Below are 16,803 nucleotides of genomic sequence, written 5' to 3'. Positions count from 1 at the left end.
TGCCCACCCCCGAGGCATCCAGCCCGCAGGGCGGCGAGGGAGGCAGACGAGATGAGCAGGCTGACGGAGAAGTTGAAGGCAGTGGCGGCGGCGGTGGCGTCCATCGAGAAACAGTTCGGACGGGGCGCGGTGATGACGCTCGGCGCGGACGCACCGGAGCAGAAGGTGGCGGTCATTCCCACGGGCTCGGTGGGGTTGGACCGCGCGCTGGGCGTGGGGGGCTATCCGCGAGGGCGCGTGGTGGAGCTGTTCGGCAACGAGTCCTCCGGCAAGACGACACTCACCCTGCATGCCATCGCGCAGGTGCAGGCCGTGGGAGGCGTTGCGGCCTTCATCGACGCGGAGCACGCGCTGGACCTGTCCTATGCGCGCAAGTTGGGGGTGCGTACGGAGGAACTGCTCGTGGCGCAGCCGGACACCGGGGAGCAGGCGCTCGAAATCACCGAGCAGCTCGTGCGCTCGGGCGCCGTGGACCTCATCGTGGTGGATTCCGTGGCGGCGCTGGTTCCCCGGGCGGAGATCGAAGGGGAGATGGGTGACGCGCACATGGGTGTCCAGGCGCGGCTGATGAGCCAGGCGTTGCGGAAGCTCACGGGCGCGGTGAGCCGCTCCGGCACCTGCATCATCTTCATCAACCAGATCCGCATGAAGATTGGCGTGATGTTCGGCAACCCGGAGACGACGACGGGTGGCAACGCGCTGAAGTTCTATTCGTCGGTGCGCATGGAGATCCGCCGCACGGGCAACATCAAGGAGGGCGACGCGGTGGTGGGCTCACGGGCCCGCGTGAAGGTGGTGAAGAACAAGCTGGCCCCTCCGTTCCAGGAGGCGGAGTTCGACGTGCTCTACGGCACGGGCATCCACCGCGCCGCCGAGGTGCTGGACCTGGCCGTGAGCGCGGGCGTGGTGGAGAAGTCGGGCAGCCACTTCAGCCTGCGGGGTGAGCGCATCGGCCAGGGCCGTGAGCGGGCGTGCGAGTGGCTGCGGGAGCACCCGGACGTCCTGGAGGCCCTCGCTCGCGACCTGGTGGGAACCACCGCGCCCGCCGTGCCGGCCGGGGACGCCGCGGCGGCCTAGGTCGCGGCCTGGAGTGCCTCCAGCGAGAGGGGAACCTCCCAGTGGCGTTCGCCCGCGCGCAGCACCAGGTGCCCTTCGGGGCTCTCTTCCAGCAGCTCGCCGAACTGGTACTGCGCATCGCGAGAGAAGCGGGCCTTCGCCCTGCCCTGCTTCACGCGGCACGTGAGGACTCCGTCCGGCGAGAGCTGGAGCGACCCCAGGTCCAGGGCTTCGGCCGTCCGGTCGCTCAGCCGCAGGGACACACGCTCGTCCGGGGTGATGTCCACGGTGCGGACCTCGTAGGCCGCGTCCTCCACCTGGACGTAGCACCAGTCCTGGGCGATGCGGAGCTGGTAGCGCCCGTCGTCATCCAGGACCAGCGAGGCATTGAAGAGCTCGATGATCTTCGGGTGCTCGATGGGCTCGTCGTCGTGCCACCAGCGCAACGCCGCATCCAGACGGATGCCGCTGTCCTCACGGGTGTGCCAACGCTTGCCTGGAGGGGGCTGACCAGTGGGAGGTTGCATGTCGCCCTTCATGTGCGGAGAAAGGCCGGCGGATTCAAGCCGCCGGAGCCTCGATGCCTACCAGTTCCGCACGTACTCCGTGTAGCCACGGAAGGCCACGGCGCCCCAGAAGTTCACCAGCACGCCAAGCGCCAGCACGGCAATCACCGCGCGGTTGCGCAGCGACCATCCGCCAATGGCGAAGAGCAACAACAGGTAGGGCGTGTAGTCCAGGCTGAACCGGAAGCCGAACTGCATGTAACCGGTGTTCTGGTAGAAGAGCCCCGGAAGCGCGCACACCGCCACGGTCAGCCACAGGGGCCAGTGCAGCCGGGGACGCGTGCGGGGGACCAGCAGGAACACCAGCAGGGGCAGCGTGAGCAGCAGCGTCAGCCCATGCGGGTCGTACGACAGCTTCAGCGGAGACAGCGACACCTGCGGCAGCTTGAGGAACGCGGCCTGGAGGTTGCGCGACAGGTACTCGATGTTGAAGAGCCCGAAGCGGTCGATGTCGACGTTCACCCGGTTGTTGAAGAGGTACGAGTGGCCGAACTCGCCGGGCTTACCGAAGCGGTAGACGTTGTACGCGGCCGCGAGCGCGGCGAGGGGCGCGGCCCCCGCGCCAAAGAGGACGAGCTTGCGGAGGGCGGGCTTCCACGCGGTGGGAAGGGCCTTCAGCTGGGCCAGCCGGTCCGGCCCGGGGCAGAGCGCCTCCAGGACGAAGAAGAGGCCCGCGAACACCAGCGGCGTGCGGGTGAGCACGGCCATGGAGAAGAAGAGGCCCGCGAGCACGGGGCGCCGCGCCTTGACGGCGTTGCGCACGTACAGACACGTGAGCGCCACGCCCATCACCTGCGCGCCAAACCAGACCTCGCCCCGGATGGCGCAGTAGAAGAACAGCGTGCCGAAGGCGAGCACCAGCGACAGCGCCACGTTGTCGTCGCGGTTGCGCTCCGTCTCCCCCTCCTGCGCGAGGAAGCGCAGCAGCGAATAGAAGAGCGCCACCGCGAGCGCGCCCACGAAGACGCCGAAGGAGGTGTCGTTGAACTGGTAGCCGTGCAGCGCGACGAAGGGGAGCATCGCGACCGCGGGGAAGGACGGGAAGCTGACGAACCAGCGGTCATCGCGGAGCGGGCGCCCCTCGCACCGCACCTTGTGGCCGTCCACCAGCCGCACGCAGGCCCAGTCCTCCAGGTTGGGCAGCACCTTGGGGTCCACGTCGAGCCGCCCCTCCAGCCAGGACTGCGCCTGGTAGATGAAGTGCGGCGCGGCGCTCTGCCGGAGGAAGCGCTGCGAGCTGAAGCTGGACAGCACCGCGAACGCGATGAGGAACAGCACCACCTCCACCCGGTAGGCGGACAGCCACAGGCGCACCGCGCTCCGCACCGGATGCGCTCCTGCTCCGGGCGGCGACGTGGGAGGGCTGGTGGACTCCGTCGCCGTCGTGGGGCTGGCGAGCGGCGCGGAGGGCTCGGGCGTGGCAGCGACGGGTTCGCCCGCGGTGGCGGAGTCCGGGGGCACCGTGGACGGCGCTTCCAGGGCGGAAGGACGGGGACGCTTTGATTTGGAGCGACTCATGGCGACACGGGGACGGCGAGCAGGTGCAACCTCAACATTTCCAGCACGTGGGACGCGGCGAACAGGCGGACCCGGTCCCGGTCACCCGAGAGCGAGATCCGCTCGCAGCGGGGCTCCATTCCGGGACCGGCCAGCCCGCAGTACACGGTGCCCACGGGATCCTCGGGCGTGCCTCCGCCGGGCCCCGCGTAGCCCGTGACGGACAGGCCGAACGTGGCACCGCAGGCGGCGCGGACTCCCTCCGCCATGGCGAGCGCTGTCTGGGACGACACGGCGCTGTGCTTCGCGAGGATGTCCGGGGGCACGCCCACCCAGGCGGACTTCATCTTCTCCGAGTAGGCGACCGCCCCTCCGATGAAGACCTGGCTGGAGCCCGGGACGGCCGTGAGCTCCTGCGCGACGAGGCCGCCCGTGCAGCTCTCCGCGACCGCCAACGTGTGACCGCCGCGCGCCAGCAGGTCGAGGAGGACGGGAGCGTATTCGCTGCCATCCGCGCCGTAGACGTGCGTGCCCAGCGCCTGCCGGCATGCGGCCTCCGCGGTCGCGAGCGCGGCGTCGGCCTCCGCCTGCGTGGGGGCTTCCGCCATCAGCTTCAGGTGGTTCTCCGGTGCGTGCGTCCGGAAGCCGAACACCACCCTGGGGTGGCTGGGGGCCAGGGGCATCACCCGCTCGTTCAGCACGGACTCGGGCAGGCGCACGGTCCGCAGCAGACGGAAGGCCCGGAACGTGCGACCGGACTCGGCGGCGAGCCAGGTCCGCACGCGGGGCAGCACCTCTCCGTCCACCAGGGCGCGGTATTCGCGCGGGACACCAGGGAGGAAGAACAGGTGGGCGCGGCCCAATTGCTGGATGACCAGCGGCGCCGAGCCCTGGGGATTGCGCACCGGCTCGGTGCCCGCGGGGATGCGCGCCATGCGCAGGGCGCCCGGATTCAGGGCCATGTCCCGCGCGGCGTAGCGCTCCTTCAGCCAGCCGAGCACCCGCGCGTCCTCTTCCATGGACACGCCCGCTGCCGCGGCAGCGCACTCCAGCGTGAAGTCGTCCGCGGTGGGCCCCAGGCCTCCCGAGACGATGACCACGTCCGCGCGCGCCGAGGCTTCCAGCAGCGCGCCCGTGATGTCCGGACGCACGTCGCCCACCAGCGTCACCCGTGCGACCTTCACGCCCAGGTCGAAGAGGCGGGCTTCCAGGTAGGTGCTGTTGGTGTCCGTGATGAGGCCGGTGACGAGCTCGTCACCGGTGCACAGCAGCTCGACGCGCATGGGCCGGGCATCCTAGCGGCCAGCACGGTCCGCGTCCCGGCTCCCGCGCCTGACTGCTCAGAGGAACGCGGGACCGTCGTCCGTGGCGTTGGGCTCGGAGTCCTCGTCGTCGTCCTCGTCCAGCCCGGCCGCCACCGCCACCGCCGCGACGGCGCCGACCTTGCGCGACGCCAGCCGGCTGCGCACGGAGACCGCGGACTCCACCAGCCCCATGACCAGGTACGCGGCGAAGTACGTCACCAGCACCCAGGCCGGGTGGAACTGCTGGGCGATGAACGCGCCCGTGAGGGCCATGGCCATGAAGACGAGCGCCGTCTTGCGGCTGGGACGCGCGTCCTTGAAGGTGCGGTAGCGCACCGTGGACACCATCAGCAGCGCCAGGGCGCCCACCGCCACCGCCACCGGCACGCGCGCGCCGTCACCGAGCGCCTCGCCCTGGCTGGCCACGTGGTGGGAGATGATGAGGGAGACGAGCACGCCGGCCGCCAGCGGGATGGGGAGCCCCACGAAGAAGCCGCCGCCACCGCCGTGCGGGTTGCGCATGGCGAGCACGTTGAAGCGCGCCAGCCGCATGGCGCCGCAGGCCATGAACGCGAAGGAGATGAACAGGCCCCAGAAGCCCATGGGGGCCAACGCCCACTTGTAGACGAGGAGCGCCGGCGCCGCGCCAAAGGACATGACGTCCGCGAGGCTGTCGAGTTGCATGCCGAAGTCGCTCTGCGTCTTCGTCAGGCGGGCCACCCGTCCGTCGAACCCGTCGAAGAACATGGCGAAGAGGATGGCCAGGGCCGCCTGGTACAGCTGCACCGGTTCAGCCTCACCCGAACACAGGGTGATGGCGTAGAAGCCACAGAAGATGGAGGTGACGGTGAAGAGGTTCGGGAGCACGAACATCAGTTTCCGCAGCTTCATCGTTCCCTCGACTTCCCCAGGTGGTCGGCTGCCCATGTGGCAGAAACGGCGAGGGAACGGACCTTAGCAGGGTTTTATTCGCGCCGGAGTCAGTCCCCGGTCCTATGGGAGGAGAAATGCCGTACGGGCAGTGGGCCCTGTGGGGATTGGCCGCGGCGGCCGTCCTGCTGCTGGTGAACGTGGTGTGGGTCCTGCTCGTGAGGCGCTGGTACCGCCTCAAGGGGCCCCTTCCCGAATTGCTGCGCGTGAAGTGCGCGGATGGGTGGGAGCTGACCGTGCACGCCCGGCGCGCGCCGGTGCGCCGCTTCGCGGAGCCCGTCCTGCTGTGCCACGGGCTGGCGGCCAACCGCTTCACCTTCGACTTCGAGCCGCCCTACTCCGTGGCCCACTACCTCACCGAGGCCGGCTTCGACTGCTTCAGCGTGGAGTGGCGCGGCACCGGGCACTCGCAGCGTCCGCCCAGGGGCCGGCGGCCCACGGACTTCACCGTGGACGACCACATCCATCACGATGGGCCGGCACTGCTGGAGCTGGCGCTGAAGGAGACCGGCGCGAAGCAGGCCTTCTGGCTGGGCCACTCGCTGGGGGGCCTGGTGGGGTACGGCGTGGCGCAGGGGCCCGATGGCGGGAAGCTTGCGGGGCTGCTCGAGCTGGGCGCGCCGGTGTATCTCAAGTCGGAGCCGTTCCTGCGGACGCTCGTCTCGCTGGGCGTGCGCGCGGCGTGGCCCGGGAGCATCCGGCAGTCGTGGGTGAGCGCCAGCATGGCGCCCTTCCTGGGCTACCTCGCGCTGCCCCTGTCGGACATCGTCGTGAACCCCCGGCATGTTCCGCCGCGCGTCCTGCGGCAGCTGTCCGTCAACATGATGGCGGCGATGAGCCGCAAGGTGCTGCTCCAGTTCCAGGACTGGATCTCCCACGACGCGTTCCGTTCCTACGACCGCAAGACGGACTGGCGCGCGGGCATCGCGAAGCTCCAGCTGCCCGTGCTGGTGATGGGCGGCAGCGCGGACCGACTGGCCACCGCGGCCAACGTGGAAGCGCAGTACGCGCTGCTCACGTCACCGGATCGCACACTGCATGTCTTTGGCCGGGACCGCGGGGACAAGATGGACTACGGCCACGGCGACCTCATCTTCGGCACCGGCGCGCCCATGGAGGTCTACCCCGTCATTCGCGAGTGGCTCGAACAGCGCGCCACGCCCCTGCCTCCCACGCCCGCGCCCGCTCAGGGCTGAGGCGGGCGAGCGTCGAGTTGGACGCAGGGGGAGCCCAGTCCTCGCCGGGTGCCCGCGTCGACGTGGCGGAGTTGGACGCGCGTCTTTCCCTCGCAGTCGGTGGAGACCAGCTCGCCCCGCGCGTCCTTCGCGGTGAGGTGCTCCACCTGCAACTGGCCCTCTTCGATGGCCACCAGGATGGAGCCCGGGGTGTCGCGCACGTCGACGTTCCGGGACTCCAGGGTGGCCTTCGAATCCACCGCCAGCGCGGCGAGCCCGCAGCCCGAGAGCCGGGCGCCGCGGAGCGTCGCGCGGGCCCGCTGCGTCGCCAGAACGCAGGTGCCCTTCGCCCCCTCGACGGTCACGGTGTCGACGTCCGCTTCCACCTGGCGCAGGTGGAGCCCGTCTCCCGCGAGGCCATCCGCGGTGCTCACGCCCTTGATGACGCCGTCCCGCAGGCGCACGCGGCCCTGCAGCGCCACCACGCCGTATTCCCGTGAGCCCTCCAGGCGGAAGCGCCGCACCTCCAGGTCCGAGGCGGTGAGCTGAAGCGCTCCGTAGTTGCCCGCGTCCTTCACCGCCACGTCCTCCAGCAGGCCGGTCGTCGCGGTGAGCCCCATCCCCGCGCGCGTGGCGTGCTCCGAGCTGAAGCCCCGCACCGACAGCTGGGCCTGGTGGGCCGTCACGGCGTACTCGTGTCCCTGGACCCGAACGTCCACCAGCGTCAGCGCGCCCCCTACCGTGGAGAACGCCGTGCCCGAGCCCCCCGAGGCTCTCGCCCGTTCGACCTCCGCCACGCCGCCGTCCTGGCTCAGCGCCATCCGGGGGCCCTGGAAGTCCACCCCCTCCAGGCGCACCGTGGCCCCACCCCGGACCCGAACCGCGCGGTCGTGGGCCCCTGTGAACGCGCTGTCCCGGAGGCTCAGGGACGGCGCGGAGCCCGCCACGGGTCCGGCCTCCACGAGCACGCCCACCGCGACCGGCGCCTGGCTGCCCGCCCCTGCCTCGAAGCGAAGCCCCCTGCCCTCCAGCGGACCCGCGCCCAGCCGGATGGCGCCCCGGGCCTGATTCCGGAAGGTCACTGTCTGGAGCCGCACGGGGCCCCGGGCCTCCAGCCCCCAGCCGCCGCCCTCGACCGTCAGGGCCTCCAGGGCGGTATCCCCTGGCGCCTCCACCACGGCGGTGTCGAGGTCCGCTGCGATCAGGATCGTAGAGGACCCCTCTCCCACGAGCCGGGTGCCCTCCGGCAGCCGGAAGGGGCCTTCGTAGCGGCCGGAGGCCAGGTGCACGCGCTTCGGACCGGGGCGGGCCAGGGCGTCAGCCAGCGAACGTAAGGGCCGCTCCCGGGTGCCGTCGCCGCCCGAGGCCCCTCCGTCCACCCAGAGTTCGCCCGTCGCCTGGGGCCGTGGGGACGGCCGCGAGCAGGTGCACAACAGGACGAGGAGCCATGGAAGCAGTCGGGCGGGCACGCGGGCAGGCACTCTAGCCCCCTGATGGCACCCTGCTGGAGCTGGATCAGCAGCGACTGCTAAGTGATCGATTTTCCAATGCCTTTCATGCGGATTCGATCACCAGGCGATCACATTCCCTGATGTGGAAAGCGGGAGTATGAGGATGTATCAAAAGATGCGATCCTCCCCTCTCTCTACAGGGGGTATTTTCAGAGGCCAGTTTTCATCCGGAGGCCGATTTTCCGGCCTGGGAGCAGGTGGCGCATTGACAGTCGAAACCTCGATTTGTTACCTCCGCCATCCGCTCGATCAACGCCAGACAACGCAAGAGGGAGGGGTGTCATGACCAAGGCAGAGCTCGTGGAAGTGGTGGCTGCGCAGTCGAAGCTCACGAAGAAGCAGGCCGCCCAGATCCTCGACAGCGTCTTCACCAACATCGGCAAGGCGGTGAAGAAGGACACCCGCTTCAGCTACCCCGGGTTCGGCACGTGGTCGCTGCGTTCGCGCAAGGCTCGGAAGATCCGCAACCCGCAGACCAACGAGATGATGAAGCTCAAGGCGTCGAAGACGGTCGGTTTCCGTCCGGCCAAGGAGCTGAAGAACTCGCTGTAGTCGCAGGGCCGTCGTGAAGGCCCGTCCCCCTCAGGGGCGCGAACCCGTGGCCGGGTGACGCCCCTGGGACGTGAGGACGGGGGATTCCGCCGGGATGCGGGCCACGGGACGCTCCTCGTCCGGGGCCGCCTCGGGGGCGACGAGCGCCTCCAGCGGATCCAACGAACTGCCGTCGTGCCAGAGCTCGAAGTGGACGTGGACGCCGGTCGCCAGGCCTGTGTCCCCCGCGAGCCCCACGACTTCGCCCCTCGCCAGCACCTCGCCGGTCGTCACCAGGACCTCGGACAGGTGGCTGTAGCGCGTCACCCACTGGCCGTCGTGCTGGACCTCCACCATCTTGCCGTGGTCGCCGTTCCAGCCGGCGCGCAGGACGACGCCCCGGTCCGCGACGCCCACGGGCTGGCCCCGGCGCGCCGCCAGGTCCACGCCCGAGTGGCGGCGCAGCCGCCCGGTGATGGGGTGCCAGCGGTCGCCGTAGAGGCTGGTGATGGTGACCGGCTCCACGGGCCAGGCGAGGCGCGGCGGGCCGGAGGGCTCCGGCGGCTGCTCCCAGCGGCGCAGCGTGGACGCGCGCACGATGAGGCGGCCCACGCGCACCACGACGGCCTCCGCGAGCGAGCCCGGCATGTCGCCGTACAGGCGCGCGTCCTGCTCCAGCTCCGCCTCCATCACGCCCCGGGCGCGCGTCAGGTCGCGGGTGTCGGTGTGCTCCACCGGCCGGGCCAGGAAGGCGTCCAGGGCCGCGTTCATCGCCTCCCAGTTGCGCACCTGCTCGGCGGGCATGGCGCTGCCGCGCTGGACCTTCGCGCGGTAGGCCTGGGCCTGCTGCGTGAACGCGGCGAGGGCGGCTTCGAGCTCCGGGGAGCGTTCGGGCGTCAGGGGCCCACGGGCGCGGTCAGGTTCGCGGGGAAGGAAGGGCGTGCCGGTGCTGGCGAAGCCGCTGTCGCCCGAGGTGGCGTACAGCTCTTCAAAGCTCATCTTCCCCGGCCGCGGCGTCGCGCAGGCGGAGAGGGCCAACAGGGCAAGGACGGCGGGTCGGCGCACGGCGCGGCGAGCCTACCACGCGCGCCGGGCCGTCCACCCACCCTGGGGGCGTGGATCATTTCCCATGGCGCACAGGTGCGTGCGGTTCGCACCTGGTGGCGTGGACGGGGTGGCTCGCCTCTCGGGGCTGCCCGTCCGCGGCCAGTGCTGCCCGGGTCAGCCGGCGAAGGCCTTGCGGATGCGCGCCAGGGCGTCGTCGATGTCCGCGGCGGACACGTCCAGGTGGCACACGAGGCGGATGGAGTGCGGGCCGGTGGGGTTGGCGAGCACGCCCTGCTTCAGCAGCAGCGCGGAGGCCTCCGCCGCCGGACGCACCAGGTCCGCGAACACCATGTTCGTCTCCACCCGCGCCAGGTCCACCTTCACGCCCGGCACCTGGGCCAGGCCTTCCGCCAGCCGGCGCGCGTTGGCGTGGTCCTCGGCCAGGCGCTCCACGTGGTGCTCCAGCGCGTACAGCGCCGCCGCCGCGAGGATGCCCGCCTGCCGCATGCCTCCGCCCAGCCGCTTGCGCAGCCGCCGCGCCTCGCGGATGACGTCCTTCTTGCCTGCGAGCGCCGAGCCCACCGGCGCGCCCAGCCCCTTGGAGAAGCACACCGACGTCGAATCCGTCAGCGACGCCCACGCGGACGCGGGCTGGCCCGCCGCCACCTCCGCGTTGAACAGCCGCGCGCCGTCCAGGTGCACCGCGAGCCCGGCCTTGCGCCCCGCCTCCACCACCGCCTTGAAGCGCTCCACCGGCCACACCGTGCCGCCGCCGCGGTTGTGCGTGTTCTCCAGCGACAGCAGGCGCGTGCGCGGGTTGTGGATGTTGTCCTCGCGCACCGCCGCCGTGACGGTCTCCGGCTTCAGCAGGCCGCGCTCGCCCGGCAGGGGCCCCGGCTGCACGCCCCACAGCGCCGGCACCGCGCCGCCTTCGTACTGGAGGATGTGGCTGCCCTCCTCCGTGAGCACCTCGTCGCCGGGGCGGCAGTACGCGCCGATGGCGATCTGGTTCGCCTGCGTGCCGGAGGGGACGAAGACGGCGGCCTCCAGTCCGAGCCGCTCGGCCACGCGCTCCTCCAGCCGGCGCACTGTGGGGTCCTCGCCGTAGACGTCGTCACCGACCTCCGCATCGGCGATGAGCCTGCGCATGGCGGGCGTGGGCTTCGTCACGGTGTCGGAGCGGAAGTCGATGGGCTTCATGGTTCTCCTCGCTGCGTGAAAAGGGATGCCCCGCCATGGCGCTTGGGCGGGGCCGCCCCGTGACATACAACGCCCGCGTGGCCCGGCGAGAGACAGTGGGTGAGAAGCGGCAGCGTGCGGTGTCGGTCCTGGACGGTCTGGAAGCAGCCATGCCGGACGCCCGCATCGAGCTGGACTACCGCACGCCGCTGGAGCTGCTGGTCGCCGTCATCCTGTCCGCGCAGTGCACCGACAAGCGCGTCAACCTGGTGACCCCTGCCCTGTTCGCCCGCTTCCCGGATGCCCAGGCCTACGCGCGCGTCGAGCCCACGGACGTGGAGCCCTTCATCCGCACCTGCGGGCTGTACCGCGCGAAGGCGAAGAACATCGTCGCCACGGCGCGCGCGCTGGTCGCGGAGCATGGCGGACAGGTGCCGCTGACGCGCGACACGCTGGCGCAGCTGCCGGGCGTGGGGCTGAAGACGGCGGGCGTGGTGTGCATCCACCTGGGCGGCGACGCGGCCTTCCCCGTGGACACGCACGTGAAGCGGCTGGCGTACCGGCTGGGCTTCACCACCCACGAAGACCCGGACAAGGTGGAGAAGGACCTGCAGGCGCTGCTGCCTCGCGAGCGGTGGACGCTGGGGCATCAGCTGCTGGTGTGGCACGGGCGGCGCACGTGCTTCGCGCGCTCGCCCGATTGCGGCTCCTGCGTGGTGGCGGACCGGTGCCCGAAGAAGGGCGTGCGCGCCACCGCGAAGGCCTAAGCGGACGCCGGAGCGCCCTGCTCGCGCGAGGCCTTGAGCTTCTTCATGCGCTTGCGGATGAACTCGCGCTTGAGCGTGGAGACGTGGTCCACGAAGACGGTGCCGTCCAGGTGGTCCGTCTCATGCTGCACGGCGATGGCCAGGAGGCCGTCACAGCGCAGCGTCTGCTCCTGGCCCTCTTCGTCCAGGTAGCGCACCGTGGCGAAGGCGGCGCGGTCCACGTCCTCGGCTTCACCGGGGATGGAGAGGCAGCCCTCCGTGTAGGTCGTCTCCCCTTCGAGCAGGACGAACTCCGGGTTGATCATCGCCAGGGGCTTGGAGTCCGGCTGCTGCGGCCGGGTGTCCAGGACGATGATGCGCTGGAGGATGCCCACCTGAGGGGCGGCGAGACCGACGCCCTCGGCGGCGTACATGGTCTCGAACATGTCCTTGATGAGCGCGCGGACCTTGTCGTCCACCTTCGCCACCGGCTTGGCCTTCTGCTTCAGGATGGGGTCGGGCCAGATGAGAATCTCGCGAACCATGGAGGGGACTCTTAACCCCTCCGGACCGCGACGGGCAACCGTTCCACCGGGCATCAGTCGAGCAGATTACGGGCGTACTCGCCCCGCAGGCGGTCGTCTCCCAAGGCCCGGGCGGCTTCCGTCAACACCGCGCGGATCTGTTGCGCCCGGTGCTGGAGCGCGGGGTCCGGATGGCCGGCGAAGCGCAGCGGGTGGAACTCGGCGGCGAGCAGTGCGTAGGCCCGCTTGACCTCCTCGCTTCCAGCCGAGCGTGCGAGCCCCAACACGGTGAAGTAGTCCGCGTCCTGGATCTCCTCGAACTTGGCTTCCAGGCGGTGCACGTCCAGCTCCGGCGGCAGGTTGCCCTGGGCGTCCTCCGACGGCGGATGCAGCGCGATGAGGCCCAGCGTCCTCGCCACCGCGAGCGTCTTGAGCGCGCCGTCCTGCGGCAGGCCCGCGCCCAGGAGCAGTGACTCCAGTGTGCGTTCGCCGTCCACGGCCTGGAGGAGCTGGAGCTCGCGGGCGGAGAGGCCGAAGTCCGCGGGGGGCATGTGCGCGTCGCCTCGGGCGACCTGGGCTCGCAGGGAACCCGCCGCGTCCAGGAGCGATTCGGCGGTGAGCGTGTTGCGCAGCCCTTCCGCGAGCAGGTGCAGCGGCGGGCGCGTGGCGGCGGCGAGCGCCACCTCGTGGGGCGCGGGCTCCGGCACCAGGCGGTAGAGCGTGGAGGGCTCCGAGAGCGCGTCCAGGAAGACCTGTTCGGTGTAGCGCTGGACCAGCGGGACGGACTCGGCTTCGCGCACGTAGCCGCGCCCTCGCAGGGCTTCCAGCAGCGTGCCGGTGGTGGCGCTGCGCACGAGCCGCAGCTCGGCTTCCTGGCGCGCGTCGATGAGGCCGTCCGCGCGGGCGCGGTCGACGAGGGATTCCCCCTGCGCGGAGGACGCGGCGCCGACCAGGGCTCCGTCGCGCAGCCAGAGGACGCGCAAGGCGTTCATCACCTTGAGTTCCAGGCGCACCTCCATGCGCGCGTCGCAGAGGCGCAGGATGAGGCGCGCGAGGCCTTCCTGCGTGAGGCTGCCACTGCGGGCCACCGCCATCTCCGGACGGCCGGGCGATTCGAGGGGGATGATGGTGGCGCGGGCCTGGGCCGCGGCTTCCTCCGCGTCCCGCTGCGCTCGGGCTTCGAGTTCTTCGCGCTCGCGTTCGGCCTGGAGGCGCTGTTCGACGGCTTCCGCTTCGAGCCTCGCGCGGGTTTCGCGCTCGCGGGTGAGCTCCTCGCGGAGCTGGTCGAGCTGCGCTTGCAGGGTGTCTCTGGCCTGCGTGAGGTCCGTGGATTCGGAGCGAGCGCGGGCTTCGGCTTCGGTGCGCGCCTGGGTCTCGGCGGCGAGGCGGGACTCCGCGGCGGTGCGGGCCTGGGACTCGGTTTCGAGGCGGGCTTCGAGGTCCTGGCGGGCACGGGCCTCGGAGTCGAGGCGGACTTCCAGCACGGTGCGCAGCCGCCCCTCGGAGGTGGCTTTGGCGGTGGCTTCGGCGGCCTTCTGCTCGGCCTGAAGGGCGCGGGCTTCCGCGGCGGTGCGGGCCTGGAGCTGCTGGTCGGCGGTGGCTTCCGCTTCGGCGCGGGCCTGTTCGGCCTGGGCCAGGCGGGTCCGTGCGAGTTCGTCCGCGTCGGTCCGGGCGTGCGTGGACTGCTCCGCGCGGGCCTCCGCCTGGGCGAGGGACTCCGCGAGTTGATCCGCCCGGGCCTTGGCCTGGTTCAGCTCCTGCGTGAGCTGCTCGATGCGGGCCTGGGCCTCGGTGCCAACGCGGGTGGATTCCTCCGCGCGCGCCTCGGTCTCCGTGCGCGCCTGGGCGAGCTGCTCGATGCGGGCTTCGGCCTCGGTGCGCGCCTGCGCGAGCTGCTCCGCGCGGGCCTCTGCTTCGGCTCGTGCCTGCGTGAGTTGTTCGATGCGGGCTTCGGCCTCGGTGCGCGCCTGCGCTAGCTGATCCGCGCGGGCCTCTGCTTCGGCTCGTGCCTGCGTGAGTTGTTCGATGCGGGCTTCGGCCTCGGTGCGCGCCTGAAGGAGCTGCTCCGCGCGGGCCTCTGCTTCGGTGCGCGCCTGAAGGGACTGTTCCGCACGGGCATTCGCTTCGGCGTGTTCCTGAGTGAGCTGCTCGATGCGCGATTCGGCTTCGGCACGTGCCTGCGTGAGCTGATCTGCTCGGGCTTCGGCTTCAGTGCGCGCCTGCTCAAGCTGTTCCGCTTGGGCTTCCGCTTCGGTGCGCGCGCGGACGAGTTCTTCGATGCGAACTTCGGCTTCAGTGCGCGACTGCGTGAGCTGATCCGCGCGCGCCGCTGCTTCGGCACGTGCCTGCTCCAGCTGCTCGGCGGTCTTCTTCGCTTCGGCGTTGAGCTGCTCTTCGCGGGCCAGGGCCTGCTTCAGCTGCTCGGTGTTTTCGGTGGCTCGTGCTTCGGCCTGATTCAGGGCCTGCGTCAGCTGCTCCACGCGGGCCTCCGCCTGGAGCAGTGCTTCGGCGGGCTGCGCGGCCTGGGCTTCGGCTCGCTGGCGGGCCTGCTTGAGCTGCTCCATGCGGGCGTTGGCCTGGTTCAGCGTCTCCGCGAACCGCGCCTCGTTCTGCTGCCTCGCCGCATCCGCGTCTTCCGCTCGGGCCAGGGCTTCGGCCAGGGCTTCCTCGGCCTTCGCGGCACGGGCTTCCGCCTGGGCCAGGGCTTCGGCGTTTCGTTCAGCGGTGGCTTCCGCGGCGGCTCGGGCCTCCTCGGCCTGGCTCACGGCCTGGGCGGACTGTCTTGCCTTGGTTTCACCCTGGAGCAGCACCTGCGCCAGTTGCTGCGCCCTGGCCTCCACCTGCGCCAGTGCCTGCGCGGATTGCTTCGCCTTCGCCTCGGATTGCGCCAGCGCCTGCGTGGCCTGCTGCACCCGCGTCTCCGCCTGGGCCAGCGCCTGCACGGACTGCTTCGACTTCGCTTCGGACTCGGCCAGCGACTGGGCCAGCTGGTGCGCTCGCACCTCCACCAGGGACAGCGCTTGCGCGGAGTGCTTCACCTTCGCTTCGGCGGTGGTGCGCGCCTTCGCCTCCGCCTCGGCCCTGGCTTCCGCCTCGGCGAGCCGCGTTTCCAGGTCCGAGCGGAGCGCGGCGTCCTTGCTGTCGCGGCCCTCCGCCTGCTCGGACTCGGATTGCGCTCGCTGACGCGCGTCCTCTCGGGCCCTGGATTCGGCTTCCGCGCGGGCTTCGGCCGCGATTCTTGCTTCAGTCTCCGCTGCGAGCCGCGCTTCCACGTCCGTGCGTGCGGCCTGCTCCAGCTCGGCGCGGGCTTCGGCCTCCTCGCGCGTCTGCGCTTCCTGGCGGGCTCGGAGCTCGGCCTCCTCGCGCGCCTGGACCTCCGTGGCCAGGCGCTTCTCGAGTTCGACGAGTTCGAGCCGGGCCATCTCCGCGAGGGCTTCGGCTTCGCGGCGGTCGCGCGCCTCGGCCTCCGCGCGGGCTTCGGCCTCCACGCGGCTTCCAGCCTCGGAGGCGAGCCGTGCCTCGACCTCCGCGAGGGCCTCCGTCGCCGACACGGCCCGGACTTCCGAGGCCTCTTTCGCCTCCGAGGCCTGCTTCAACAGGGACTCGGCTCGGGCTCGGGCGTGGACCTCCGCTTCGGCCCGCACCTCCACGGCGCTCCGGGCCTCGACCTCCGCGTCCGCTTCGAGCCGCGCGTCTTCGCGTGCCCGCTCTTCGCTCGCGATGCGCTCTTCCAGCTCGACGCGGAGCGACTGCTCCGATTCGGCCAGGGCTTCCGCGTCCGCGGCCCGGGCCTCTGCCTCCTCGATGGCGGCGTGGGCCAGCGCGAGTTCCTCACGCAGCGATTCCAGCTCCGCGGCGAGCTCCGACGACGGCTCGGCCGCGTCCGTGCGCGCTGGCGCGGAGGCTTCCTGCTCCTGGGTGCGCGTCTTGTTCGCCCGCTGCAGTCCTCCGGGCACCTGCAGCGGCGACGACGGTGCCTGGGCTTCGAGCCGTGCGTCCGCGCGCGACGAGGCCCCGTCGCGCGGATTCGAGGAGGCCGACTCACCCGTTCCGGACGCGTCGCTCAGGCCCGCGGCGCTGCCACCAGCTCGCGCCGCATCGCCCACTCCGGACTCGTCGCCCGGGCGCGTGGAGGTGCCGTCCGATGCCGCAGCACCGGCCTTGTCGCTCAGGCCCGCGGCATTGACGCCCGCACCTGCCGAATTGCCCAAGCTGCTTCCCGCGCCTGTTGCGTCACCCGAGCTCGCGGGCGAGGCGCCGACAGTCGCCACGACGCCCGCGCTGCTCTTCCCGGACGAGCGCAGCGGGACCCGGGCCGCGACACGCAGCGGCCGCTCGGGACTCGCACGCTCCGCCGCTCCACCATCGCGCGACGCCTTGGCCTCATCCGGACGCGACCCCGCCTTGTCCGGCTTCGCGGCATCACCCTTCGCGCGTGCCGCCTCCGTCGGGCTCCCGGTGCCCGCCGGCTCCGCCCACTGGAGGGGCTTGGACCCCTCCGTCTTCGCATCCTCGACGGTCTCCGAGTCGAACCAGTCCGACCCCACCGGCTTCGCGTTAGAAGAGGAGGACTCCTCATCCCGCTCACGCGCGTCGGCGGAGGCCTTGAGGTCCGCCTCCAGCACGTCCCAGTTCGACAGGCCCGCCGCCGCCAGCTCCTCCGCGGTCGGCTCCGCGGGCGCGCCCTCCTCCGCCGCCACGTCGTCCGCGACCGAACCGAAGTCCGTCCCGTCAGAG

At 71.4% G+C, this 16,803-nt stretch carries 13 protein-coding genes; 4 read left to right on the top strand and 9 right to left on the bottom strand.

What is annotated here, in order from left to right; genetic code table 11:
- Positions 1-51 precede the first annotated feature (51 nt).
- Entirely contained in the window at positions 52-1,077 is a 1,026-nt protein-coding gene (recA, locus tag D7V80_RS17795) for a recombinase RecA (RefSeq protein ID WP_120589305.1), read from the top strand.
- On the opposite strand, the gene D7V80_RS17790 is transcribed toward recA, so the two are convergent.
- The 4 genes from D7V80_RS17790 to pssA are packed head-to-tail and all read right to left on the bottom strand — an operon-like array spanning position 1,074 to position 5,314.
- Positions 1,074-1,583: a DUF1285 domain-containing protein gene (locus D7V80_RS17790; protein WP_199738717.1), complete on the bottom strand. Its 510-nt coding sequence runs from the start codon at positions 1,581-1,583 to the stop codon at positions 1,074-1,076. The two genes, recA and D7V80_RS17790, sit on opposite strands and share 4 nt — an antisense overlap.
- Positions 1,584-1,640: 57 nt before the next feature.
- On the bottom strand, positions 1,641-3,140 hold the full coding sequence (locus D7V80_RS17785; protein ID WP_120589303.1) for a hypothetical protein: 1,500 nt from the start codon (positions 3,138-3,140) through the stop codon (positions 1,641-1,643).
- A complete protein-coding gene (locus D7V80_RS17780) occupies positions 3,137-4,402 on the bottom strand; it encodes a CinA family nicotinamide mononucleotide deamidase-related protein (protein ID WP_120589302.1) in 1,266 nt (421 codons plus the stop codon). The genes D7V80_RS17785 and D7V80_RS17780 overlap by 4 nt, the downstream gene beginning before the upstream one ends.
- A gap of 57 nt (positions 4,403-4,459) precedes the next feature.
- Complete coding sequence (gene pssA, locus D7V80_RS17775) at positions 4,460-5,314, bottom strand: CDP-diacylglycerol--serine O-phosphatidyltransferase (protein ID WP_120589301.1); 855 nt, start codon at positions 5,312-5,314, stop codon at positions 4,460-4,462.
- A 116-nt stretch (positions 5,315-5,430) separates the two neighbouring features.
- Between pssA and D7V80_RS17770 the strand changes: the two genes are divergently transcribed.
- Positions 5,431-6,549 carry an alpha/beta fold hydrolase gene (locus D7V80_RS17770; RefSeq protein WP_120589300.1) on the top strand — a complete coding sequence of 373 codons (1,119 nt, stop codon included), beginning with the start codon at positions 5,431-5,433 and terminating at the stop codon, positions 6,547-6,549.
- On the opposite strand, the gene D7V80_RS17765 is transcribed toward D7V80_RS17770, so the two are convergent.
- Complete coding sequence (locus tag D7V80_RS17765; protein ID WP_147447129.1) at positions 6,540-7,997, bottom strand: hypothetical protein; 1,458 nt, start codon at positions 7,995-7,997, stop codon at positions 6,540-6,542. The two genes, D7V80_RS17770 and D7V80_RS17765, sit on opposite strands and share 10 nt — an antisense overlap.
- Before the next feature lie 324 nt (positions 7,998-8,321).
- Between D7V80_RS17765 and D7V80_RS17760 the strand changes: the two genes are divergently transcribed.
- Positions 8,322-8,591 carry an HU family DNA-binding protein gene (locus D7V80_RS17760; protein WP_014394187.1) on the top strand — a complete coding sequence of 90 codons (270 nt, stop codon included), beginning with the start codon at positions 8,322-8,324 and terminating at the stop codon, positions 8,589-8,591.
- A 30-nt stretch (positions 8,592-8,621) separates the two neighbouring features.
- Here D7V80_RS17760 and D7V80_RS17755 read toward each other — a convergent pair whose 3' ends face one another.
- Together D7V80_RS17755 and ltaE are read right to left on the bottom strand one after the other, a co-directional pair.
- A complete protein-coding gene (locus D7V80_RS17755; RefSeq protein ID WP_120589298.1) occupies positions 8,622-9,635 on the bottom strand; it encodes a M23 family metallopeptidase in 1,014 nt (337 codons plus the stop codon).
- A 156-nt stretch (positions 9,636-9,791) separates the two neighbouring features.
- The gene (ltaE, locus tag D7V80_RS17750) at positions 9,792-10,817 is read right to left on the bottom strand and encodes a low-specificity L-threonine aldolase (protein ID WP_120589297.1); all 1,026 of its coding nucleotides are present in this window, start codon (positions 10,815-10,817) and stop codon (positions 9,792-9,794) included.
- A gap of 35 nt (positions 10,818-10,852) precedes the next feature.
- Here ltaE and nth point away from each other — a divergent pair, with 35 nt between their 5' ends.
- A complete protein-coding gene (gene nth, locus D7V80_RS17745; protein WP_120589296.1) occupies positions 10,853-11,563 on the top strand; it encodes an endonuclease III in 711 nt (236 codons plus the stop codon).
- On the opposite strand, the gene def is transcribed toward nth, so the two are convergent.
- Both def and D7V80_RS41830 read right to left on the bottom strand, forming a co-directional pair.
- Entirely contained in the window at positions 11,560-12,087 is a 528-nt protein-coding gene (gene def / locus D7V80_RS17740; protein ID WP_120589295.1) for a peptide deformylase, read from the bottom strand. The genes nth and def overlap by 4 nt on opposite strands.
- Positions 12,088-12,140: 53 nt before the next feature.
- A partial coding sequence (locus D7V80_RS41830; RefSeq protein WP_120589294.1) for a response regulator receiver protein occupies positions 12,141-16,803 on the bottom strand: 4,663 nt, incomplete at its 5' end.

The sequence above is a fragment of the Corallococcus sp. CA054B genome (genome assembly GCF_003611625.1).
GTDB classification, from domain to species: Bacteria; Myxococcota; Myxococcia; order Myxococcales; family Myxococcaceae; genus Corallococcus; species Corallococcus coralloides.
This window is presented reverse-complemented; position numbering and strand designations above follow the sequence as displayed.